Origin of the sequence: Brevibacterium iodinum ATCC 49514 (assembly GCF_900169265.1) — a bacterium.
Lineage (GTDB): Bacteria > Actinomycetota > Actinomycetes > Actinomycetales > Brevibacteriaceae > Brevibacterium > Brevibacterium iodinum.
Window position 1 is genome coordinate 38,636 of sequence record NZ_FXYX01000004.1, and the last position, 18,995, is coordinate 57,630.

26 protein-coding genes are annotated in these 18,995 nt (G+C 64.8%); 17 read left to right on the forward strand and 9 right to left on the reverse strand.

What is annotated here, in order from left to right; genetic code table 11:
* Positions 1 to 58 precede the first annotated feature (58 nt).
* Genes BI49514_RS04875 through BI49514_RS04890 form a run of 4 tightly spaced genes read right to left on the reverse strand, consistent with a single transcriptional unit; the run spans position 59 to position 2,264 of the window.
* Complete coding sequence (locus BI49514_RS04875) at positions 59 to 553, reverse strand: mycothiol transferase (RefSeq protein ID WP_101544976.1); 495 nt, start codon at positions 551 to 553, stop codon at positions 59 to 61.
* A 45-nt stretch (positions 554 to 598) separates the two neighbouring features.
* Positions 599 to 1,042, reverse strand: coding sequence for an alternative ribosome rescue aminoacyl-tRNA hydrolase ArfB (gene arfB, locus BI49514_RS04880; protein ID WP_101544769.1), 444 nt, complete (start codon positions 1,040 to 1,042; stop codon positions 599 to 601).
* A 1-nt stretch (position 1,043) separates the two neighbouring features.
* Complete coding sequence (locus BI49514_RS04885) at positions 1,044 to 1,649, reverse strand: 1-acyl-sn-glycerol-3-phosphate acyltransferase (RefSeq protein ID WP_101544771.1); 606 nt, start codon at positions 1,647 to 1,649, stop codon at positions 1,044 to 1,046.
* A 33-nt stretch (positions 1,650 to 1,682) separates the two neighbouring features.
* Positions 1,683 to 2,264 carry a hypothetical protein gene (locus tag BI49514_RS04890; RefSeq protein WP_101544772.1) on the reverse strand — a complete coding sequence of 194 codons (582 nt, stop codon included), beginning with the start codon at positions 2,262 to 2,264 and terminating at the stop codon, positions 1,683 to 1,685.
* 99 nt (positions 2,265 to 2,363) lie between these two features.
* On the opposite strand from BI49514_RS04890, the gene BI49514_RS04895 reads away from it, so the two are divergent.
* Both BI49514_RS04895 and BI49514_RS04900 read left to right on the forward strand, forming a co-directional pair.
* Positions 2,364 to 3,026 (forward strand): hypothetical protein, encoded by a 663-nt coding sequence (locus BI49514_RS04895; RefSeq protein ID WP_145996182.1) that lies wholly within the window; start codon positions 2,364 to 2,366, stop codon positions 3,024 to 3,026.
* Between the two features lie 98 nt (positions 3,027 to 3,124).
* The gene (locus BI49514_RS04900) at positions 3,125 to 3,811 is read left to right on the forward strand and encodes an SDR family oxidoreductase (RefSeq protein WP_101544775.1); all 687 of its coding nucleotides are present in this window, start codon (positions 3,125 to 3,127) and stop codon (positions 3,809 to 3,811) included.
* 137 nt (positions 3,812 to 3,948) lie between these two features.
* Here BI49514_RS04900 and BI49514_RS04905 read toward each other — a convergent pair whose 3' ends face one another.
* Entirely contained in the window at positions 3,949 to 4,587 is a 639-nt protein-coding gene (locus BI49514_RS04905; protein ID WP_101544777.1) for a dihydrofolate reductase family protein, read from the reverse strand.
* Between the two features lie 119 nt (positions 4,588 to 4,706).
* Here BI49514_RS04905 and BI49514_RS04910 point away from each other — a divergent pair, with 119 nt between their 5' ends.
* The 3 genes from BI49514_RS04910 to BI49514_RS04920 all read left to right on the forward strand — a co-directional run bounded on the left by BI49514_RS04910 (position 4,707) and on the right by BI49514_RS04920 (position 6,171).
* Complete coding sequence (locus BI49514_RS04910) at positions 4,707 to 5,198, forward strand: winged helix-turn-helix transcriptional regulator (protein ID WP_101544778.1); 492 nt, start codon at positions 4,707 to 4,709, stop codon at positions 5,196 to 5,198.
* A 189-nt stretch (positions 5,199 to 5,387) separates the two neighbouring features.
* Entirely contained in the window at positions 5,388 to 5,720 is a 333-nt protein-coding gene (locus tag BI49514_RS04915; protein ID WP_101544780.1) for a VOC family protein, read from the forward strand.
* A gap of 13 nt (positions 5,721 to 5,733) precedes the next feature.
* Positions 5,734 to 6,171 carry an SRPBCC domain-containing protein gene (locus BI49514_RS04920; RefSeq protein ID WP_167443937.1) on the forward strand — a complete coding sequence of 146 codons (438 nt, stop codon included), beginning with the start codon at positions 5,734 to 5,736 and terminating at the stop codon, positions 6,169 to 6,171.
* Here BI49514_RS04920 and BI49514_RS04925 read toward each other — a convergent pair.
* Positions 6,161 to 7,066, reverse strand: a complete 906-nt coding sequence (locus BI49514_RS04925) for a carbohydrate kinase family protein (protein WP_101544782.1) — start codon at positions 7,064 to 7,066, stop codon at positions 6,161 to 6,163. The two genes, BI49514_RS04920 and BI49514_RS04925, sit on opposite strands and share 11 nt — an antisense overlap.
* Positions 7,067 to 7,185: 119 nt before the next feature.
* Here BI49514_RS04925 and BI49514_RS04930 point away from each other — a divergent pair, with 119 nt between their 5' ends.
* The 11 genes from BI49514_RS04930 (at position 7,186) to BI49514_RS04980 (ending at position 15,764) form a co-directional block, all read left to right on the forward strand.
* Complete coding sequence (locus tag BI49514_RS04930) at positions 7,186 to 7,644, forward strand: DUF2695 domain-containing protein (RefSeq protein WP_101544783.1); 459 nt, start codon at positions 7,186 to 7,188, stop codon at positions 7,642 to 7,644.
* 26 nt (positions 7,645 to 7,670) lie between these two features.
* Positions 7,671 to 8,804, forward strand: a complete 1,134-nt coding sequence (locus BI49514_RS04935) for a nucleoside hydrolase (protein WP_101544785.1) — start codon at positions 7,671 to 7,673, stop codon at positions 8,802 to 8,804.
* On the forward strand, positions 8,801 to 9,679 hold the full coding sequence (locus BI49514_RS04940; protein WP_101544787.1) for a histidine kinase: 879 nt from the start codon (positions 8,801 to 8,803) through the stop codon (positions 9,677 to 9,679). The genes BI49514_RS04935 and BI49514_RS04940 overlap by 4 nt, the downstream gene beginning before the upstream one ends.
* Positions 9,676 to 10,512 carry an energy-coupling factor transporter transmembrane component T family protein gene (locus BI49514_RS04945; RefSeq protein WP_101544789.1) on the forward strand — a complete coding sequence of 279 codons (837 nt, stop codon included), beginning with the start codon at positions 9,676 to 9,678 and terminating at the stop codon, positions 10,510 to 10,512. Before BI49514_RS04940 ends, BI49514_RS04945 begins: the two co-directional genes overlap by 4 nt.
* 1 nt (position 10,513) lies before the next feature.
* Positions 10,514 to 11,923: an ATP-binding cassette domain-containing protein gene (locus tag BI49514_RS04950; RefSeq protein WP_101544791.1), complete on the forward strand. Its 1,410-nt coding sequence runs from the start codon at positions 10,514 to 10,516 to the stop codon at positions 11,921 to 11,923.
* 91 nt (positions 11,924 to 12,014) lie between these two features.
* Positions 12,015 to 12,551, forward strand: coding sequence for an HXXEE domain-containing protein (locus tag BI49514_RS04955; protein WP_101544793.1), 537 nt, complete (start codon positions 12,015 to 12,017; stop codon positions 12,549 to 12,551).
* 59 nt (positions 12,552 to 12,610) lie between these two features.
* Entirely contained in the window at positions 12,611 to 13,252 is a 642-nt protein-coding gene (locus BI49514_RS04960) for a hypothetical protein (RefSeq protein ID WP_101544795.1), read from the forward strand.
* Between the two features lie 60 nt (positions 13,253 to 13,312).
* Entirely contained in the window at positions 13,313 to 13,885 is a 573-nt protein-coding gene (locus tag BI49514_RS04965; protein ID WP_101544981.1) for a DinB family protein, read from the forward strand.
* Between the two features lie 11 nt (positions 13,886 to 13,896).
* Positions 13,897 to 14,358, forward strand: a complete 462-nt coding sequence (locus BI49514_RS04970) for a VOC family protein (RefSeq protein ID WP_101544797.1) — start codon at positions 13,897 to 13,899, stop codon at positions 14,356 to 14,358.
* 103 nt (positions 14,359 to 14,461) lie between these two features.
* Positions 14,462 to 15,142 (forward strand): PepSY domain-containing protein, encoded by a 681-nt coding sequence (locus tag BI49514_RS04975; protein WP_244195072.1) that lies wholly within the window; start codon positions 14,462 to 14,464, stop codon positions 15,140 to 15,142.
* Complete coding sequence (locus tag BI49514_RS04980; RefSeq protein ID WP_101544800.1) at positions 15,135 to 15,764, forward strand: thymidine kinase; 630 nt, start codon at positions 15,135 to 15,137, stop codon at positions 15,762 to 15,764. Before BI49514_RS04975 ends, BI49514_RS04980 begins: the two co-directional genes overlap by 8 nt.
* Here the strand turns inward: BI49514_RS04980 and BI49514_RS04985 are convergent.
* Positions 15,761 to 16,405 (reverse strand): mismatch-specific DNA-glycosylase, encoded by a 645-nt coding sequence (locus BI49514_RS04985; RefSeq protein WP_101544802.1) that lies wholly within the window; start codon positions 16,403 to 16,405, stop codon positions 15,761 to 15,763. The genes BI49514_RS04980 and BI49514_RS04985 overlap by 4 nt on opposite strands.
* Positions 16,406 to 16,428: 23 nt before the next feature.
* Here BI49514_RS04985 and BI49514_RS04990 point away from each other — a divergent pair, with 23 nt between their 5' ends.
* Positions 16,429 to 16,938 carry an SRPBCC family protein gene (locus BI49514_RS04990; RefSeq protein WP_101544804.1) on the forward strand — a complete coding sequence of 170 codons (510 nt, stop codon included), beginning with the start codon at positions 16,429 to 16,431 and terminating at the stop codon, positions 16,936 to 16,938.
* A gap of 101 nt (positions 16,939 to 17,039) precedes the next feature.
* On the opposite strand, the gene moeB is transcribed toward BI49514_RS04990, so the two are convergent.
* On the reverse strand, positions 17,040 to 18,230 hold the full coding sequence (gene moeB, locus BI49514_RS04995; protein ID WP_101544806.1) for a molybdopterin-synthase adenylyltransferase MoeB: 1,191 nt from the start codon (positions 18,228 to 18,230) through the stop codon (positions 17,040 to 17,042).
* Positions 18,227 to 18,994, reverse strand: coding sequence for a thiazole synthase (locus BI49514_RS05000; protein WP_101544808.1), 768 nt, complete (start codon positions 18,992 to 18,994; stop codon positions 18,227 to 18,229). Before BI49514_RS05000 ends, moeB begins: the two co-directional genes overlap by 4 nt.
* Position 18,995 lies beyond the last annotated feature (1 nt).

An 18,995-nucleotide genomic window follows, 5' to 3' on the forward strand; every position in this document is an offset into this window, starting at 1 on the left:
TCGGCGTTGGAGAACAGGCCGGCGCGGCGTTGGAGATCAGGACAGCCGACGTCGGAGGTCAGGCCGGAGCGCCGGCGATGAACGCCGCCTGCGCGACGTGCTGAATCGCATCATCGATGATCGAGACCATGCGGACGCCGCGAGTGACTGCCGGCGTCCAGTTCTCATCGATGATCTCGTCGAAGTCGTCCTCCGACAGCGTCTCCAGGTACTCGGTGAACGCGTTCAATGTAGCGTTGAGATAGGCGACGAGCAGCTGCTGATCGTCGACGCGGATCTCGGCTGCCTGTTCCGGGGTGTGCCCGAGCCCGAACCCATCCCCGATCTCGCCGAGGTCGAAACGGTCGCGGAAGTCCTCCCACCGCTGAGGACGGCCGGTGAGGTCCGAAAGCTGCACGTCGATCTCGCGGCCGCTGTGCCACAGCAGCCAGGCGATAGAGTTCGGATGCCCGCCGAGGTGGCTGTTGAGTTCCTCGGGGGAGAGGTCGGGCAGCGCCTGCGCCGCTTGGAGGGGGCGCTGAGACAGGTCGGTGAGAATCTCAATGCTGTTCATGTCGCCCATTGTGCTCTTCGCGACCATCTCTGTCACCACCGGGGATCAGTCGAGACGGGGCCGGCGGCGGTTGCGTTTGATCTCCGACCGCCGCTGTTCGGAGCGCACTCTGCGGCGCCGGGAATTTCGGGACGGCTTCGTGGCTCGCCTCTGCACCGGCGGAGCCAACGCCTCCCGCAACAGCTGCGCCAGCCGCATCCGCGCGTCCTGCCGGTTCTTCAGCTGCGACCGCTGCTTCTCCGAGGTCACGGTGACCACAGTGCCGGACAGGCGCGGTGCCAACCGGCTGAGCACCCGCTCGCGCTGAGGTTCGGTGAGGAAGGTCGCCGCAGCCAGGTCGAGGCTCAGCTGCACTCGGGAGTCAGAGGTGTTGACGTGCTGGCCTCCGGGTCCCGATGACCGGGAGAACTGTTCTGACAGTTCGGCGGCGGGGACGACCAGCCCGGCAGGGATCCCCGGTCCGGCGGGGACCCGCAGATCACCGTCCATCTCAGCTCTGCCCCGCCTCGCCTTTGCGATCGTCACCGGGGGCGGCTTCTTCGCGCAGCCTCGGCGTGATCTGCAGGTGCGGCCGGATGCCGTGCTTGTCGGCATAGAACTCGCGGATCCGATCCATGTCGCTGACCAGGTCATCGGTCATCTCCAAGGTCGGACCCAGGCCTGTGGTGTGAGTGGCCGAGTCCACGTAGCCCAAGGTGACAGGAAGGCCCGTCTGACGGGCGATGCGATGGAACCCCGATTTCCAGTGAGTGTGCCCACCGCGGGTTCCGTCTGGAGTGATGACGAGAGCGAAGACCTCCCCTTCACGCATGCGGCCGACGACCTCGTCGACGATCTTGGCCGGAGCCGACCGGTCGACGGGTATCCCGCCGAGTCCGCGCATGATCGGCCCACGCCATCCGGTGAAGAGGGAATGCTTGCCCAGCCAATGGACATCGACACGAAGGCGCCACGCGATCGCGAGCATCACGACGAAGTCCCAATTGGAGGTGTGGGGTGCCCCGATGAGGATCGTCGGACGATTCGGGGCGGGCTCGGTGACGAGCTTCCACTTGCTGAACGTCCAGATGGTTCGGGCGAGGAGGAGTCGGATCATGATGTCAACGGTAAGGCACCCGCATGTGCGGGCCTATCGGGGGCCATGAAGGCGCGGTGCGAAACGGGCATGTGCGGCTTTCAGGACCGGGAAGAGTCGACGGGGACTGAGGACAAAACCATTCCTGACGAGTAACCGCGGATGATGCCCGCGCCCGAGTCGTCGACGGGTCGCCTCCTCGGTGAGGATATACGCCGCGGCCCTGGGGCCACGGCGTGCCGCCTTTTCGAACACGATCGCTTCGATATTCTGCCACGGCAGCAGCGTGCCGGGCAGTACCTGATCGCGCCGTGCCAACGCGACGCCGACGGGGGAGAGGACGAGGGCTTCGCGCCTGCGCATTCGCACGAACAGACCGATCGGTGCGACGACGAGGCACCCGACGATGCCGATGACCAACGCCCACATGCGCAGGTTGATGATGATCAGCCACGGGCTGCGTCCGTCTTGGATCGTGTCAGTGACGATGAAGAGGAAGAAAGCGAGCAGGCCGATACCGATGACGAGCGCGAGGAGCAGAACGAAGACGACTGAACGATTCGAGGAAGGGATGACGACCTGCTGTCCACGGTCGAGCCGACGCACGACGGCGGCAGGCGAATAGTCCTCGGGCATAAGCATCAGAGTACCGGGCACCGTGACCAACCTGAGCATTCGGACACAATCCGATCGGCCCGGCGCCGCCGCGCGGTCGTGGTCGATACGCTCGATTCCATGGGTCTCAATGCCAACATTCTCATCGCCGATACGACGCTGACCGACGCCGACCTCGCTGGGATCGACCTGCAGTCCACAGTGGAAGAGCTGACCGCCGAGGCGGTCCTGCTGACCCCGGCCGAAGACCGTGCCTGCGTGGTCAGAGCCGACGGTTGCACGATCATCGTCGATGGATCCGATGCGCTCGCCGAAGCGATCGACGACGAGGCAATCACCCTGCCGGGACGGATCGTGTCCGCGGCCGTCGTGTCGAGTGTGGGATTCAGCGACTTCCTCATCGTCGACGACGGTCATGTGGTGCGGCACCTGTGTGAGGACGACGGCGAGATCAGGATCGACGAGGGTCAGGCAGTCCCAGGCGAATCGGACTTCGTCTTCCCCGCCGAACCTGATGAGGACGAAAGCGCGGACGCGAGCGCTGACGGCGCCGTCGATCGAGACGGCACGGACGCCGGAGCTGTCGAGATCGACGGGGACCTGCTCATCCAACTGCTGCCCGCGGTGGCAGGTATGGATGCGGACACCGACCTCTTCGCCCTCGCCGGCACCGCCTACACGCGAGCCTCGGCCGGGTTGGTCGGCAGCGATGGTGAACCTGCACCGGCCGAAGGTGCCGAGCCTGCTCGGAAGGGGCTCTTCTCACGGCTCTTCCGGCGCTGAAGTCTCGGCTCTTCGCATGGTGAGTTCTGGCGACGGGAATAATCGCGGCCGAATCATCGCTGTGCGTGATACGACTATCACCAACAGCAGAGGAAGATATGTCTGATTCAGCTCGTGTCGTCATACTCGGCGGCCATGGAAAGATCGCACTTCTGGCCGCGCCCAAGCTCAAGGCCGCAGGCTTCGCCGTAGACTCGGTGATCCGCAACCCCGACCAGTCATCCGATGTCGAAGCCGCTGGGGCCAACCCGGTCGTCCTCGACATCGAAACCGCCGACACCCAGGTGCTCGCCGACCTGTTCGCAGGAGCCCAGGCTGTCGTGTTCTCCGCCGGAGCCGGCGGCGGCAGCCCGGAGCGGACGAGGGCCGTCGACCTCGAATCAGCCAAGCGATCCATCGACGCCGCCGAACAGGCCGGGGTCAAACGCTTCGTCATGGTCTCCTACGCCAGCGCCTCCGTCGACTCGGACCGCGTCGACCCGGAGAGCTCGTTCTACCCCTACGTGCAGGCCAAGCACGGTGCCGATGAGCACCTGCGAGCCAGCTCGTTGGACTTCACGATCCTCGGACCCGGCGGTCTGACCCTCGAGCCCTCCAGCGGGAAGGTCCTCATCGCCGATTCGAGCGGTGACGTCGATGGGCAGACGCCGGCCGACGATGTGCGGGTGACCTCACGCGACCTCGTCGCCGACGTCATCACCCACGTCATCGCCGAGTCCGCTGCGGTGCGCGAGACCGTGAACTTCTACGACGGGCAGACCCCCATCGCCGAGGCGATCCGCTGACCTGAGTCCGACCGCTCCGAGCCGTCACCCGGCTCCGAGCGGCCCACTGACCCGATGGCCCGCCGTTCCGATTGGCAACGGCGGGCCATCGGCATTGCCGCACCGGCAGGGACCGGACCCCTGAGTCCTCGGGCAGATCAGCCTCGGCGATTCCACAATTGATGGGTCAGACCGCCGGCGGTGGTGAGACTCTCGATCGTGAAATCCTTCTCAAGTCCCTCGAGGCCCTCCCAGAGCCAGACTCCCCGGCCGAGGGTGACAGGGACGACGACGAGGTGCATGAAATCGACGAGGCCGGCCGCAAGGAACTGTCTGACCATCGAAGGACCGCCGCCGATGCGGACATTGCCGCCGTCAGCGGCGGCGGTCGCCTCGGCGAGTGCGTCGGCTGGGGAGGCATCCACAAAATGGAAGCTCGTGCCGTTGTCGAACTCCATCGGCTCCCGCGGATGATGAGTGAGGACGAAGCACGGGGTCTTGAATGGCGGTTCCTCTCCCCACCAACCGCGCCAGCCGTCGTCGGGCCATTGCCCTGTCTGGGGGCCGAACTTCTTCCTGCCCATGATCTCGGCACCGATGCCCTGACCCCACATGGCGAACAAGGCACGGTCTGCGGTCACCGGGGCGTCGACATGGTGGACGCCCTCGATGCCGCGGCCGTCGAAGTAGGAGAACAGCGCTTGGGCTTCACCGATCGGCTGGTCGAAGGTGACGAACTCGCCGGCGGCGAAACCGTCAAGAGAGACGAAGAGATTGTTGACACACGCTTTGGCCATGATCACTCCAATGTGATGGTTAGCTGATGTCTGCAGTCGGCTGGGTGGTGCCGGTTCCGGGGAAGTGGACCCAGTGTACGATCGAGTAGTTGTAGAGTGCAATCACTGGAGGTGGAACGATGCCCGCACAGCCGCGCTCAGGATGTGCGATCAATGCCGCTGTCGAAGTTCTCGGAGACAACTGGTCGCTCATCGTCCTGCGCGACATCATCTTCGGCGATCGCCGGCACTTCCGGGAGCTGCTCACCTCCAACAACGAGGGCATCGCATCGAACATGCTCTCCAGTCGCCTGAAGAAGCTCGTCGACGAAGGGCTCCTGACAAAGGCGGAAGCGGTTCGTGGGCAGAAGGCGAAGTACTCGCTCACCGAGGCTGGAATCCAGACTCTGCCGGTCATGGTCGCCCTCGGAACGTGGGGAATGACCCACCGGGAGACGTCTCCGGAGCTGACGCTCCGAGCCAGGCTCATGGCAGAAGACCCGCAGCTCGTCACCGAGCTCATGGACGAACTTCGGGAGGCCCACCTCGGCGTGCCGCGCCCGAATCCTGATGCACCACGGGCCTCACGGCGACTGCAGGCCGCCTACGAGGCCGAGATCTGCGGAAGCTGAGAGTCCCGGTAGCTGAGCCGGGCGTCGACCTCGGTTGCGGCCAGCCCCAATGGTCGGGGGATCGAGGCGAGGCCGGTGTGAGGTCGATCCGACGGTTCCCTTGTCCGATCCCGCGAGATGTGGTTCCATGTACTAGGTGATTGCATATTGCAATCACTTACTCTCAGGGCTGATCCCGAAGGAGCGATCATGATCACTGGACTCATGGCCAATATTGCTGTCACCGACGAGAAGGAGGCGACCGCATGGTATTCCCGGCTCATTGGGCGACAGCCGGGTGACAAGCCGATGGCGGGGCTGACCCAATGGCTCTTCGACGAGAAGTTCGGCCTCCAGATCTGGGAGGTCCCGCAGCGAGCCGGAAGCTCCAATGTGGTCATCGCAGTGGACGACCTCGACAAGATGGCCGAGCATCTGCGGGTGACCGGCATCGACCACGACGAGCCGAGCCCCGGTGGCGGACAGCGCATCCCGCCGATCACCGACCCGGACGGAAATCAGGTGGTGTTCTTCGGTGAGTGAGGAGGGCGCGCCCGTGACCGCGACGATCAGTCTCAGTGCTGATTTCGACCACCCGGTCTCCGCGGTGTGGAACGCATTCGCCGATACCGGCCAGCGCGTGCAGTGGGGAGTCCCCGAGGGAGAGGAGATGGTCTGCGATGTCGACGAGTTCCGCCCGGGTGGAGCGATCCGCGCCCGCTGCGGGTCACCCGGAGCGCTGGAATTCGTCTCCACCGGACAGTACTGCGCGGTCGTGCCGGACCGTCATATCGTGACCACTGAGACTCTCACAAGAGGCGATGAGATCCTCTCGACCGCCATCATCACCTGGGCCCTGATTCCCACCTCGACAGGCACCCGAGTCGAACTCGTCGACCAGGTCGTGTCCTTCGTCGGGGAGGGGATGATCGATGGCCACCGCAACGGCCACGACATCTGCCTGCGACAGCTCGGCGAATTCCTCAGTTCGTGAGATCCGCGGCCCACGGAAGATCGGCGCCTTCGCGACTGACCGTGATCGCGGCGAGCGCCGCTGCGTGTTCGCCCAGGCCCGTGAGCTCTGTCGTGCTGAGATCGGACAACGCGGCCTCCTGAGCGTGCAGGTCGTGGATGAGGGAGACCATGAATGTGTCCCCGGCCCCGATCGTGTCCGTGACGTCGACCTGAGACGCAGCTGCTGTCACCCGCGCCGAGGCGGTCGCCAGGATCGCACCGTCACCTCCGCGAGTCATCGCCACCAGTGATGGACCGAGTCCGAGCAGACGATCGATCTGAGCATCTTCGGCGAGGTCGGGATAGAGCCAATCGGCATCGACATCGCTGAGCTTGAGGACATCGACACGCTGGGCGAGAGCTTCGAACCGCGGCAGGGCCTCCTCGTGGGAACCGATGATCGACGGCCGGATGTTCGGGTCGAAGGAGACGAGAGGTCTGTCTCTCTGCTGATCTGACTGCTCCGCGGCATCATCGAGGTGCCGATCGATCACGGCGGAACCCGGTGACAGGAATGCTGCGATCGACCCGAAATGCAGGACGGGATGGGCATTTCTTCCGAGAAGCGATGAATCGGGATCCCACCGCAGCTGGAATTCGTACTCGGCCGATCCGTCCTCTGAGAGTCGAGCCAGCGCCGTGGATGTGGCGCCGCGCGGGGAAGTGAGAACGTCGACCTGGGACTCCCGCAGGTGGGCGAGAAGGAATCCGCCGTGGAAGTCATCACCGACATCGGTGAGGAACTCGACATCGTCACCGAGGCGGCCCAGGCCGAGCGCCACGTTGGCCGGGGCTCCGCCCGGTGCATAGCGGTCGGGAGCGCCGTTCGTGCTGACGATGTCGATGAGGGCTTCACCGATGACGAGAATGCTCATGGTCACGATTCTAAGGTGAGAAACATTCTCCGGCCGTGACCAGCAGGAATAGGACGAAAATCGGTGAGTGGAACACATCTGCGTCATTTCATGTCAGTACCGTCTGGAATTGTGTGGTCATGGACGAGAACACCATTGACGACGACGTCAGAACGATCATCGACGCGGAAACCGCCCGCGTCTTCGCCCCTCGGCCCGGAGAATGCCTGGCCTGCTATGTGTTCCGCCAACTCGGCGAATTCGGCTGCAACGGCACTCATCGCTTCGCAGAGAGCTTCCGCGACCGGACGGCTCCACGAGCTACGGCGCTGCTCGCGCGGTTGAGCAGGATGGGTGCCTGCTGCTGTGACTGTGAGATGTTCTTCAACGCCTTCACCTTCGCAGCCAAACCCTGGATCACCAGCATGCCGTTCGGAGAGCTCATCGGCACTCCCTTCGGCAGTGAGGAAGCGATCGACATGAGAGAACGGTTCGGAATCGACGAACCTCCCTCGACGACGCTCTACCTCTGCTGCCGACTGGTGAGACGAGGATCCACCCAAGCCTGCGGAAACTGGGCCCGCATCCGACGGTGGTGAGCGCACGCGTCCGGCAGAATAGGATCATGCCTTCCACACTGCCGCTCTTCCTCGACTGCGATCCCGGCATCGACGATGCAATTGCGCTGGCCTACCTGAGCTGCCAGAACGACGTCGACGTCATCGGCATCGCCGCCACCGGAGGCAACGTCGCTACCTCACAGGTCGTCGAGAACACCCGCGGATGGCTGTCGCTGGCCGGCCGCAGCGACATACCCGTCCACGCCGGCCACGCTCTTCCGCTGGCACGACAGACTCCGCAGACAGCGCCGGACGAAGGACTGGAATACGCCGACCTCACTCATGGCGAGACCGGGCGCGGGTATGCGCACTTGCCGGCCCCAATCGACCCGGTGAGCTCGGTGTCCGCCGCACAGGCGTGGGTCGATGCAGCCCACGCCCATCCCGGACAGCTCCTCGGCGTCGTCATCGGTCCGGCCACGAACCTCGCTCTCGCCCTCGACATCGACCCGGAGCTGCCGAGACTGTTCAAACGACTCTTCATCATGGGCGGAGCGTTCAACTACCGCGGCAACACCCACCCCACGACGGAATGGAACGTCACCTTCGACCCGGAATCCACATCGAAGGTCCTCTCTGCCTTCAGCACTGCCCACACGAACGGTCGGCTCAAGCATCTGCCGGTCATCGCCCCGATCGAAGCCACCGAAGCCGTGGAGATGACACCCGATCGACTCACTGAAATCCGGAACGGAGCCAAGGCCTCCGGCCAGCCGTGGCAGGCGATGGTGGCTGAGCTGTCCGAGGCGCTGCGCTTCTACTTCGAGTTCCACGAATCCGACGGACTCGGCTACCTCGCCCATATCCACGATCCCTTCGTCCTCGCCTGCGCCCTGTCATGGGCACGACAGACCACCGTCGCGTCGACCGGGGCGGAGCCCGAAGAGCCGAACACCGACGCCCAGGACACGGCCGCCACGGCTCCCGTCAGGGGAGCTGCAGGCCAACTGCCGTGGGCGACAACTCGGTGGGCACCTGTCGATGTCGAACTCACGGGTACACTCACACGAGGCGAAACCGTCGCCGATTGGCTGGGACGTTGGGGCCGTCCCGTGAATGCAGAGATCATCCGCACCATCGACGCTTCTGCATTCCTCGACCACCTCAGCACCACCCTGATGAAAGGACCACTCGCATGACCGCACACTCCAGACAGTCTGGGCAGGGGCCGACCACCACGGTCGGTCCCGGACAAAACCGCAACCGCACCCTTCCCCTCACCCTCACACTGCTCGGCACCCTCATCGTCATCGGCACCTACGTCGCCGTGCTGCTGACCCAACCGGCCAACCTCGGCGTCGACCTCGGCCACACCACTCTGTGGGTCATGCTCGGCTATCTGGGCGGAGGCATCCTGCTCGCCGCCGGCACCCTCCCGCTCATTCCCCGCAGCGTCCTCGCGCTCATCCCGGTCGCGATCGCGCTCAACATCGTCATCGGGCAGATCATCGGCAACTACACGCCCGTGCCCCTCTACCTCGACTCCATCGGAACAGTGCTCATGGGCGTCCTGGCCGGACCCGCAGCAGGAGCATTCACCGGAATCATCTCGAACCTCATCTGGGGTGTGACCCTGAGCCCCAGCGTCATCGCCTTCAGCTCCGGCGCCGCCTTCATCGGAGCCGCCGCCGGTTGGGCCGCCCGACTCGGAGTCTTCCGCACACCCTGGACCGCGGTCATCGTCGGCGCCGTCGCCGGTGTACCTGCCGGTGCCATCGGGGCACCCGTCGCCGCCTACGTCTTCGGCGGCGGACTGGGAGCCGGCACCGGGGGAGTCGTCGCGATCCTCCAAGCTGCGGGCCTCGAGATGTTCAACGCCACGTTCGCCCAGAGCATGGTCTCCGACATCGTCGACAAAGCGCTCATCTTCGCCCTCGCCTATGTCGTCATCCGGTCGCTGCCCAAACGCATCATCGCTCGCTACGAGTTCGCCGCCCACAGTCGGCCCCGTGCGACGAAGACCCGTGGCTCCGGTCCAGCGAAACCGGTCGAAGCGGCACAGCCGACGGAATGAGCTCTGCCTCAACCGACACGCACACCGCGAACGCCGCCCAGGACGTCGGTCCGAAGCGTCGTCTGCACCCGGCCACGGAACTGGTCATCCTTGCCTGCAGCCTGTTGCTCGTCTTCGGAATCCCGTCTCCGATCGTGCCCGCCATCATCTTGGCGGGTTCGCTCGTGACCGTGATGGTCTCACCGATCGTAAGGCTGCGGACATGGGCGATGACTGTGGGGCTGCTGTGCCTGCCGACTCTGGTCGTGCTCATCATCGTGCAGGGACTGTTCTATCCCGGCACCGAAGTGCACGTACTCTGGCAAGCCGGGCCCACCCGCCTCAGCGTGGAAGGACTGAGCATCGCCGTCCAGATCTGGCTGCGAGTGAGCAGCCTGATCGGACTGTGTGCGCTGTTCGGACTCGGCACTGACTCCGCTCGCCTCTTCGACGGTCTGCGTCGACTCCGACTGCCGCCGGCAGTCGCCTATGTCTGTGCCTCGGCCATCGGCCTCATCCCACTGATCGGCGCACGCACCCGACACATCATCGAAGCGAGACAGGCCCGAGGTTGGGCCACCGACTCCTGGCGAGTGCGCATTCGTCTGCTGCCGGGAATCGTCGTCGGACTCGTCACCGCGATCCTGCTGACCGTCGATCAGCGTCACGAAGTGCTCGAAGTGAGCGGACTCGATTCCAGTCCGAGCACGGTCGACCTCCAGGACCACACGGACGGGACGGGGCAGCGCCTACTGCGCATCCTGACTCCGCTCGTGACTTTCGGAATCGTCGTCGCCTCGGTGATCGGAGTTCTCCCGCTGCCGGGTGCCGCTCAGCTGATCGGCGGTGCCTGACATGACCGTTGAGATCACGGACGCGGGCTTCACCTATCACGGGGAGGACACTGCCGCACTGAGCGGCATCAACCTCGACATCACCGGTGGAACCATAACCGCGGTGCTCGGACCACTCGGATCGGGAACGTCGACTCTGTGTCGCATGCTGTCCGGACAGCTCGCTTCCCGCGGCACCACGACCGGCACCATCGACCGAGGCGGCCGGGTGGCCCTGCTCGGAGATGATCCGGAAGCGCAGCTGGGCGGAATGACCAGCCACGTCGGCGATGAGACGCAGCTGGCCTGTCGACTGCACGGATCCGACCCGGCCGAAGCCCGCAGCCGAGCTCGGAACCTGCTCGAACAACTCGGCATCGACGAACTGTGGAGCCGCCGGTTGGACACGCTCTCCGGCGGGCAGAGGCAGCTGGTCGCGCTGGCACGGATTCTTGCATCCGGGCCCGACCTTCTCGTTCTCGACCAACCCGCACAATCCCTGGACCCGCAGATGCGAATGCGTCTGGCGACAGTGCTGCAGGAATTCTGTGACCGGGGCGGGGCGGTGCTCATCACCGGTCATCAGACCGACGAACTGACCCGCATCTGCCGGGAGGTCCTTGTCCTCGATGCCGGACGGCTGCAGACGGCGACTGCATCGACTCCATTCGGCGGCATCTGGGACAGCCTCCTCGACGACGCCACGGACCAACCGAAAACAACGAACCGTCAATCAGATCCGCTGCTCACGATTCGCGACCTCACAGTGGACCGCGGAAGCAGACGCATCCTCGACGGATTCGAGGTTGATCTGCGGCCCGGTGAACTCACCACCGTCACCGGAGCCAACGGGGCCGGGAAGTCCACGCTCCTGCGCGCCCTCCTCGGACTGCTCGACCGGTCGGCGGCCCTGGCGGGAACGATCACGGTCAGCCGCCTCGGCGAGATGATCCGTTTGGACACCCTGCCCGCCCACGCGCGCAGTGCTCACCTCGGGTGGGTGGGGCAGGATCCGGGACTGCAGCTCTCCGCCGCCACAGTGGCGCGCGAACTGCTGCACGCCGCGCCACTTCCGCCACATCGGCGAAGAGACCGCTCTCAAGTGCGCGACCAACGCCGGTCAGATGTGGACACCGTCCTCGCCGAGGCGGATCTGACCGAGGTCGCCGACGAACACCCCTTCGACCTCGACGTGCCCCGACGCAAAGACGTCGTCATCGCCTCGGCACTGATGACCGAAGCGTCGGTGCTGCTGCTCGACGAACCGACGATCGGACGCGACCTGGCCGCGATGACTCGGCTGAATGCGATCATCGAGCGATTCCTCAGCGGAGGCGGTGCCGTCCTGGCGACCACACACGACCAACGGTGGGCGCACGAGTCCGCGCACCACCGACTGCGTCTGGTCGGCGGGCGGGCCCAGCGAAGATGAGCAGGGGAGTGCCGAGCAGCGAAGCGACGGTACTTCGAGGCGATTGCATGGTGCAATGTGACTGTGAGGACCGTCGTCTGAAAGGAACGCAATGCGCGGACCGATAGTGCTGTTCGCCGCCTGGGCCCTCCACGATGCTGAGGAGACACTGACCTTCCCCGCGTCGGCCGACTATGTGGCCGACCTCACCGGAATCGACGCTTTGCGGATGACGACGAAGCAGAGCGTGGCCGCGATCGGCCTGGTCGGGGCTGCGCTCGCCGCTGCCGGAATCCGCGGGGTGCGAACGCGAGGTGACTCCTGGTTCTATCGGTCCTCTGTCGCCGGTCTCGAAGTCCACGTGTTCACTCATCTGCTCTCGGCAGCGGTGGCGCGCCGATACACCTCAGGGGTGCTCACGGCAGTGCCGATCATGTGGCCGGGCGCCGCGTACGCGCGACGAGAACTCGCTGCGCTCGGCAAGCCGCTGACCGCCGCCGACTGGCGTTATGGGGCACCGACCATGGGCGCGGTGGCGTTGGCTGCTCACGTCCTCGTCCGCATCGACTGGTTGTCCCTGCTCAGAAGTCGAAGGAATCGTCTCCGGCGGTCGCAGGGCTGCGCAGCCTCTGCAGATGCAGATGCCTGATCAGGCGGACGTCGGTCGGCACTGAATCTCGTGTCAGGGGCTGCATCTACCGTGAGGACATGGATCAGAACTCGCACCCAATCGATTCCTACAGCATCGAGGAGCTCGACCATCAGCCGCCGATGCCATGGGATCATCTGCTCGCCGCCATCCGTCGGTCCCCTCAGCTCTCCGCGGTCGAGGCGGCCCGCATCGCGCAACACCAGCCCGACGTCACGACCGATGTTCTCAATCCTCTGCCGGCACCTGGCCCACCCACGTGGGACGGACTGCACAGAGTCATCAACACGCTGCACCGGAAGAATCTGCTGCCGGACGATCTTCCGCAGACACGCAGCGCCTCCGTCATACTCACTCATCTCCTCACCGAACTCGCCCTTGCCATCTCCGGCCACCGCGGGCCACGGCCAGACCTCCAAGCGGCATCGGCGGAGACACGGACCGAGGCCGCCCAGGTGCGCTTCGAAATCGAATGCATCACCTGGCTCATCGCCGGAAGACTCGGGGTGAGGACCGCCGCCTCGGGCTCACTCAAGGGGTACCTCAAACACGGCGAGCTCATTCCCGAGTTCTCCCGGGACCGAGTGCTGCAGACGGTCGACACGATCGAAGCCCTCTTCGGCGGTGCGCTCGCCTTCGGAGCCGCAATCCGAGAAGAGACCCCCAGCCTGTTCGAACTCGATGTGCAACTGGCTGTCTGAACCCTGACAAATCGTCCTCAACCCTGGTGCGCAGACACCCACCGGAGAAGAATGGCCACCATGTCCACCTCACCGCGGCGTTGGAGCATTGCCACCGTCTACCCTGATATGTGGGTCGATCCCGACGACGATCCCCGCAACACCGACGGGTACAGTCCCGACGGAGAACTCGCCACACTGCTGAGCTATCTCCATGACTACCGGCTGACACTGGATATGAAATGTCAGGGCCTCACTCCTGAACAGATGGTGAGGCTCTCTGTCCCACCGTCGACGATGTCACTGCTCGGGCTGGTCCGACACATGACCGACGTGGAGAGAGACTGGCGGAACTGGATCACGGACGGCGAACCCGAACCTCCGATCTACGGGAGCTTGGACGCCGCATTCGACCTCAGTGAAATTCCGCCTGACCCCGACGACGCCGTCCTGGTCGACGCCTTCGACCGGCTCGAACAGGAACAGGCCGCCACCGACGCCGAAGTCAGCCGACACGACGACCTCGACACACACGTCGGCCGTGAAGACATTGCGGTGCGTGAGTTCCTCGTCCACCGCATCGAAGAATATGCCCGCCACTGTGGGCACGCTGATCTGCTGCGCGAATGCATCGACGGCAGAACCGGACAATAGGGAGTCAGACAATGAGCCGCACAGTCCAGATCACCGTCGACTGCCACGATCCCGAGAAGCTCGCCCGATTCTGGGCCGAGGCGCTCGGCTACATCATCCCCGGCCCTCCAGGGGTACGACTCGGAGAATATGAGGATCCATTCGCCGCCTGGAAGAAGTTCATCGCCGACCTCGGAATCGAACTGGGTCCCGAGAACATGCGCGCTGCGATCGATGACCCGGACCAAGTCGGTCCCCGTATCTTCTTCCAGACCGTGCCCGAGCCCAAAACAGTGAAGAACCGCCTGCACCTCGACGTTCGGACTGCGCCCGGACTCGACGGCGATGAACGGATGGACTCGCTCGAGGCCGAATGCCATCGGCTGTCGGAACTCGGAGGGACCCGGCTTCGCCGAGTCGACCCGGACCCGCCCCTGGAACACGGATTCATCGTCATGGCCGACCCCGAAGGCAACGAATTCTGTCTCGACTGACCACCGGTTGTGGACGTCTGACCAGATGAGATTGTTCTCAGAAACCTCTGGTGTGAGCCGTTCGCTTGCTAGCGTGGCAGCCATGAAGACGAATCGCATGGCAATGAGTACAGTGGCAGGACTTGCGGCACTCACGCTCGCCCTGGCCGGATGCGGCGGAAGTGATTCCGAAAGCGGATCCGACGAAGCTCAGAACTCACCCGCGGCAAGCGAATCGGCCCCGGCCGGCCCTGCCGAAGACGACGACCAGAGCGCGGCCACCGACGACGACACAGACGATCAGGACGAACAAGACGACGAGAAGAAGACCGCGGCTCAGGACTCGTCCGGTCAGGGCCTCAGTGCCGATGCCGACCTCGCCGAGGATTCGCCGGCGATCAGTGCCGAAGACGCAATCAAGAAGGCGAAGGAGAAGGTCGGAGGCGGAACCGTTCACAGCATCGAACTCGACTGGGACGACAAGGACGAGGCTTGGCAGTACGACGTGTCCGTCCTCGACGGCAAGACCGACCACGATGTCGACATCGATGCCGAAACCGGCAAGGTCGTCAGCGAGGACACAGACGACGCCGACGACAAAGAGCAGGCCATCGACCTCAATGATCCGATGACCTTCGACGACGCTCTCAAGCGTGCGCAGAAGAAGTCCGACGGAAAGCTCGTGAGCTGGAAGCTCGAATTCGACGATGACAAGCAGGAATACCAGTTCGACTTCGAGAAGGGCGGCGAAGACACGGAGGTCACCGTCGACACCGAATCCAAGCGAGTCAGCGTCGATGACTGACTCCGGCCGCCTCACGGTCATCGCCGGACCCATGTTCTCCGGAAAATCCGAAGAGCTGATGCGCAGGGTCCGGCGAGCCACGATCGCCGGAGTCGATGTCCTCGTCGTGTCCCACTCTCTTGACACCCGTTCGGACATCTCGACGATCACGTCGCACACCGGGGTGAATATCCCTGCAGTGCCGCTCGGTGACGTCGCGTCTCTCGCCGAGGCGGCCAGGCAGAAGGACTATGACCTCATCGCCATCGATGAGGCCCAGTTCTTCGGTCAGGACCTCGTCCCCGCAGTCGACGAACTCCTCCGACAGGGAATCGACGTCATCGTCGAAGGACTGTGCGTGACCTTCGACGGGCAGCCGTTCGAGCCGCTGCCGAGCTTCATGGCCGTGGCCGAAGACGTCCTCAGACTCACTGCTGTGTGCACCGTCTGCGGGAAAGACGCTGTGTTCCACCAACGACTGGAGCAGACGGGGAGCCCGATCGGCTCAGATTCGGCGACTGGCGCTCAGAACCCTGCCGCGACTCCGGCCGCGACCACGATCGACGCCAGTCATATCGGTGGGCTGGATACCTATGTCGCGCGCTGTCGGCAGCACTTCACCGGAGCCGGCCAAGAGGCCTAGTCGTCGATGCTGTCCCAGACCTCACGCCAGATCCGCGCGAGATCCGGTATCTGATAGTGGGCGTTCAGCCCGCTCGGCTGCGGCACCACATGCAGCGCCACATCGGCCGGCCACCCCTCGATCAGCGACGTATCCTGACGCCCGAGCTGAGCCTTCGGCAGCCGGTACCCGGTGCGGAACGCGGTGATCCCGGCGATCGCCACCGCAGAGGGCCGGATAGCGGCAAGACGGTCGATGAGGTGAGCCGCACCCTCACGCAGCTCCTGCCGGGAGAGTTCGTCGGCACGCACAGTGGCGCGACCGATGAGGTTGGTCAAGCCGATTCCACGGCTGAGGAGCTGCTGCTCATCCGCGGGATCGAGTCCACACGAAGCATCGACCTGGTGATCGGTGAGACCCGCCTGATGCAGAGACGGCCAGAAACGATTGCCGGGACGTGCGAACGGGGCATTCACCGCAGCCGTCCACAGGCCGGGATTGATGCCGACGATGAGCATCTTCAGTCCGGAGGAATCGGCCGGAAGGATATCGTCGATTGCATTCGGATCGTCCGTCGCGAACGCCGCCAGGTCGTCCTTGGTCGGTTTGCGGCCGCCCAGAGGCGATGGCCGACGATTGCTGACGAATTTGTCCTCACTCACACCTTGCACACTACCGTCGTACCATGAGCCACGATCATGTCACCCCACTGGCTGGAGAATCTGCCGCCTTCCATTTCGGCGAACGGTGGATCGTCGACGCCGGAATCGAGTCGGTATGGGCGGTTCTCGAACGGGTGGATCAGTGGCCGGAATGGTGGACGGGACTGACCGCTGCCGAACGGGTCGGGGTCGGACATGACGATGCAGCCGATATCTTCGTGGCTCCCGGCAGCCGAGCCAGACTACTCGTCCGCGCTCCGATCGGGTGGTCGCTGCGCTTCACCATCGAGGTCGACGAGGTCGAAGCACCCAATCTCATCCGGTTCCGATCAGAGGGCGATCTGCGCGGCGAAGGCCGGTGGACTCTGACTGCCTTCGAGGGTGTGACGGTCATCGATGCGCTGTGGTGTGTGACGACGAACAGAACCCTGATCAGGGCGATGCGACCGCTGTCGGGACTCATGCACGGTGCAGTGATGGCAGCCGGCGAACGCGGACTGCGTCGGCGGCTGTCGGGACTGGGCCGTCACTGATCCGAACCCCCTCAGGTCACGCGAAACTCGAAAAAGACGCCGCCGGTGACGTTATTGTCGAGTTTCGCGTGACCTGAGCTCGTTTCGCGTTGCCGGAGGCTTCAATCCTGCCCCGCCCACGCATCGATGCCGCCGGCAAGGGAACGCAGTCGGACTCCGGCCGGCACCGAACCGGACAGGATCTCGATGGCTTCGGCCGATCGAGCCCCGGACCTGCAGTGGATGACGATATCGACAGGAGCCCTCGACCGGCCGGCGCCACCGAGCACCGACTCAAGCGCCTCCCACCCGCTGTCTCGAATGTCGCCGAGGGGCAGATGCATCGAACCGGGGATGGAGGCCAGTTCGCGTTCCCAGTCCTCTCGCACATCCACGACGACCACATCGTCTTCCCGGGCCCGAAACTCTGCGATGTCGATTTCGTCCACCGTGGGACCGGGGGCCGTGCCGATGGCCGGAACGGCTGCGCAGGCGGCGGCTGCCTCGGTGAGATCGGTGACCGCAGGACGGTCGGGATCGGGGGAGAACCGCAGAGTCGAATACTCCCCGGTCAGCGCCTCATAGCGCAGGAGTCGACCGATGAATGGAGAACCGACTCCGCAGATGAGTTTGATCGCCTCGGTCGCCATCGCCGAGCCCACGGTTCCGCACAGCACCCCGAGGACTCCGCCCTCGGCACAGTTGGGTACCGAATCGGGTTCCGGGATATCCGGGAACAGGTCGCGCAGCATCGGTCCGTGGCCGGGAACGAACGTGCTCACCTGTCCGGCGAAGCGGAAGATCGTGCCCCACACCAAGGGGGTGCCGATGAGTTCGGCAGCATCATTGGACAGGTACCGGGTGGCGAAGTTGTCGGCACCGTCGAGGACGAGATCGTGGCCAGCGAAGAGTTCGAGCGCATTCTCCGGGGTCAGCCGACCCTCGATCGTGTGCACCGCAATATTCGGATCGAGCCGGTGCACGGCTTCGGCGGCTGAGGCGACCTTCGATCGGCCCACGTCGGCATCCCGGTGGATGACCTGACGCTGCAGATTCGACGACTCCACCACGTCATCGTCGATGATCGTGATCGAGCCGACCCCGGCGGCCGCGAGATAGTTGATCACGGGCGAACCGAGTCCACCGGCTCCGATGACCAGCACCGAGGCGGCCCGCAGACGCCGTTGCCCCTCCAGTCCGAATCCCGGCAGGCTGAGGTGCCGGGAGTAGCGTTCCAGCTCCGCAGGGGACAGGGATTCCACGGGTTCGACGAGCGGAGGGAGCGTCGGCAGAGCGGTGGAAGCGGTACTCATTGTGCTGCGACCATTCCGGCGAACGGCGATGATGCCAATGCCAAGGGCCGCTTGGGGATCCTCCCGGCTCCGGCCGCCAGATGTCCGGCCTCGACGGCCAAGGCCATCGCCCGGGCCATGGCGTGAGCGTCGTGGGCGCGGGTGACGGCCGAGGCCAGAAGCACAGCGGTGCATCCGAGCTCCATCGCCAGAGCCGCATCCGAGGCGGTGCCGACACCGGCGTCGAGGATCACGGGCACCTGCGCACGGGAGACGATGGTCTCGATGTTGTGGGGGTTGAGGATGCCCAGTCCGCTGCCGATCGGAGCACCGGCCGGCATCACCACGGCCACTCCGGCGTCCTCCAGGCGTTTCGCCAGAGCGGGATCGTCGTTCGTGTAGGCGAAGACAGTGAATCCGTCGAGGACGAGTTCCTCGGCCGCGGTGAAGAGCTCGATGGGGTCCGGAAGCAGGGTGTCCTCATCGGCGATGACCTCGAGTTTCACCCAGTTCGTCTCCAGGGCTTCCCTGGCCAGGCGGGCAGTGAGCACGGCATCCCGGGCGGTGTAGCAGCCGGCGGTGTTCGGCAGCACTCGGATTCCCAAACGCTGGAGCATGGTGAAGACCGAGTCTCTCGACTCGGCGTCGAAGCGGCGCATCGCCACCGTGGTCAGCTCGGTCCCCGAAGCCACCAGGGCGTCTTCGAGGATGCTCAGGGAGCTCGCCCCTCCCGTGCCCATCACGAGACGAGACGACATCTCCACATCATCGATCGTCCAGCTCATA

Coding starts and splice junctions, on each gene's coding strand:
- BI49514_RS04875 (WP_101544976.1), bottom strand. CDS start 553: ATGAACAGCATTGAGATTCTCACCGACCTGTCTCAGCGCCCCCTCCAA.
- arfB (WP_101544769.1), bottom strand. CDS start 1,042: ATGGACGGTGATCTGCGGGTCCCCGCCGGACCGGGGATCCCTGCCGGG.
- BI49514_RS04885 (WP_101544771.1), bottom strand. CDS start 1,649: ATGATCCGACTCCTCCTCGCCCGAACCATCTGGACGTTCAGCAAGTGG.
- BI49514_RS04890 (WP_101544772.1), bottom strand. CDS start 2,264: ATGCCCGAGGACTATTCGCCTGCCGCCGTCGTGCGTCGGCTCGACCGT.
- BI49514_RS04895 (WP_145996182.1), top strand. CDS start 2,364: ATGGGTCTCAATGCCAACATTCTCATCGCCGATACGACGCTGACCGAC.
- BI49514_RS04900 (WP_101544775.1), top strand. CDS start 3,125: ATGTCTGATTCAGCTCGTGTCGTCATACTCGGCGGCCATGGAAAGATC.
- BI49514_RS04905 (WP_101544777.1), bottom strand. CDS start 4,587: ATGGCCAAAGCGTGTGTCAACAATCTCTTCGTCTCTCTTGACGGTTTC.
- BI49514_RS04910 (WP_101544778.1), top strand. CDS start 4,707: ATGCCCGCACAGCCGCGCTCAGGATGTGCGATCAATGCCGCTGTCGAA.
- BI49514_RS04915 (WP_101544780.1), top strand. CDS start 5,388: ATGATCACTGGACTCATGGCCAATATTGCTGTCACCGACGAGAAGGAG.
- BI49514_RS04925 (WP_101544782.1), bottom strand. CDS start 7,066: ATGAGCATTCTCGTCATCGGTGAAGCCCTCATCGACATCGTCAGCACG.
- BI49514_RS04930 (WP_101544783.1), top strand. CDS start 7,186: ATGGACGAGAACACCATTGACGACGACGTCAGAACGATCATCGACGCG.
- BI49514_RS04935 (WP_101544785.1), top strand. CDS start 7,671: ATGCCTTCCACACTGCCGCTCTTCCTCGACTGCGATCCCGGCATCGAC.
- BI49514_RS04940 (WP_101544787.1), top strand. CDS start 8,801: ATGACCGCACACTCCAGACAGTCTGGGCAGGGGCCGACCACCACGGTC.
- BI49514_RS04945 (WP_101544789.1), top strand. CDS start 9,676: ATGAGCTCTGCCTCAACCGACACGCACACCGCGAACGCCGCCCAGGAC.
- BI49514_RS04950 (WP_101544791.1), top strand. CDS start 10,514: ATGACCGTTGAGATCACGGACGCGGGCTTCACCTATCACGGGGAGGAC.
- BI49514_RS04955 (WP_101544793.1), top strand. CDS start 12,015: ATGCGCGGACCGATAGTGCTGTTCGCCGCCTGGGCCCTCCACGATGCT.
- BI49514_RS04960 (WP_101544795.1), top strand. CDS start 12,611: ATGGATCAGAACTCGCACCCAATCGATTCCTACAGCATCGAGGAGCTC.
- BI49514_RS04965 (WP_101544981.1), top strand. CDS start 13,313: ATGTCCACCTCACCGCGGCGTTGGAGCATTGCCACCGTCTACCCTGAT.
- BI49514_RS04970 (WP_101544797.1), top strand. CDS start 13,897: ATGAGCCGCACAGTCCAGATCACCGTCGACTGCCACGATCCCGAGAAG.
- BI49514_RS04975 (WP_244195072.1), top strand. CDS start 14,462: ATGAGTACAGTGGCAGGACTTGCGGCACTCACGCTCGCCCTGGCCGGA.
- BI49514_RS04980 (WP_101544800.1), top strand. CDS start 15,135: ATGACTGACTCCGGCCGCCTCACGGTCATCGCCGGACCCATGTTCTCC.
- BI49514_RS04990 (WP_101544804.1), top strand. CDS start 16,429: ATGAGCCACGATCATGTCACCCCACTGGCTGGAGAATCTGCCGCCTTC.
- moeB (WP_101544806.1), bottom strand. CDS start 18,230: ATGAGTACCGCTTCCACCGCTCTGCCGACGCTCCCTCCGCTCGTCGAA.
- BI49514_RS05000 (WP_101544808.1), bottom strand. CDS start 18,994: ATGAGCTGGACGATCGATGATGTGGAGATGTCGTCTCGTCTCGTGATG.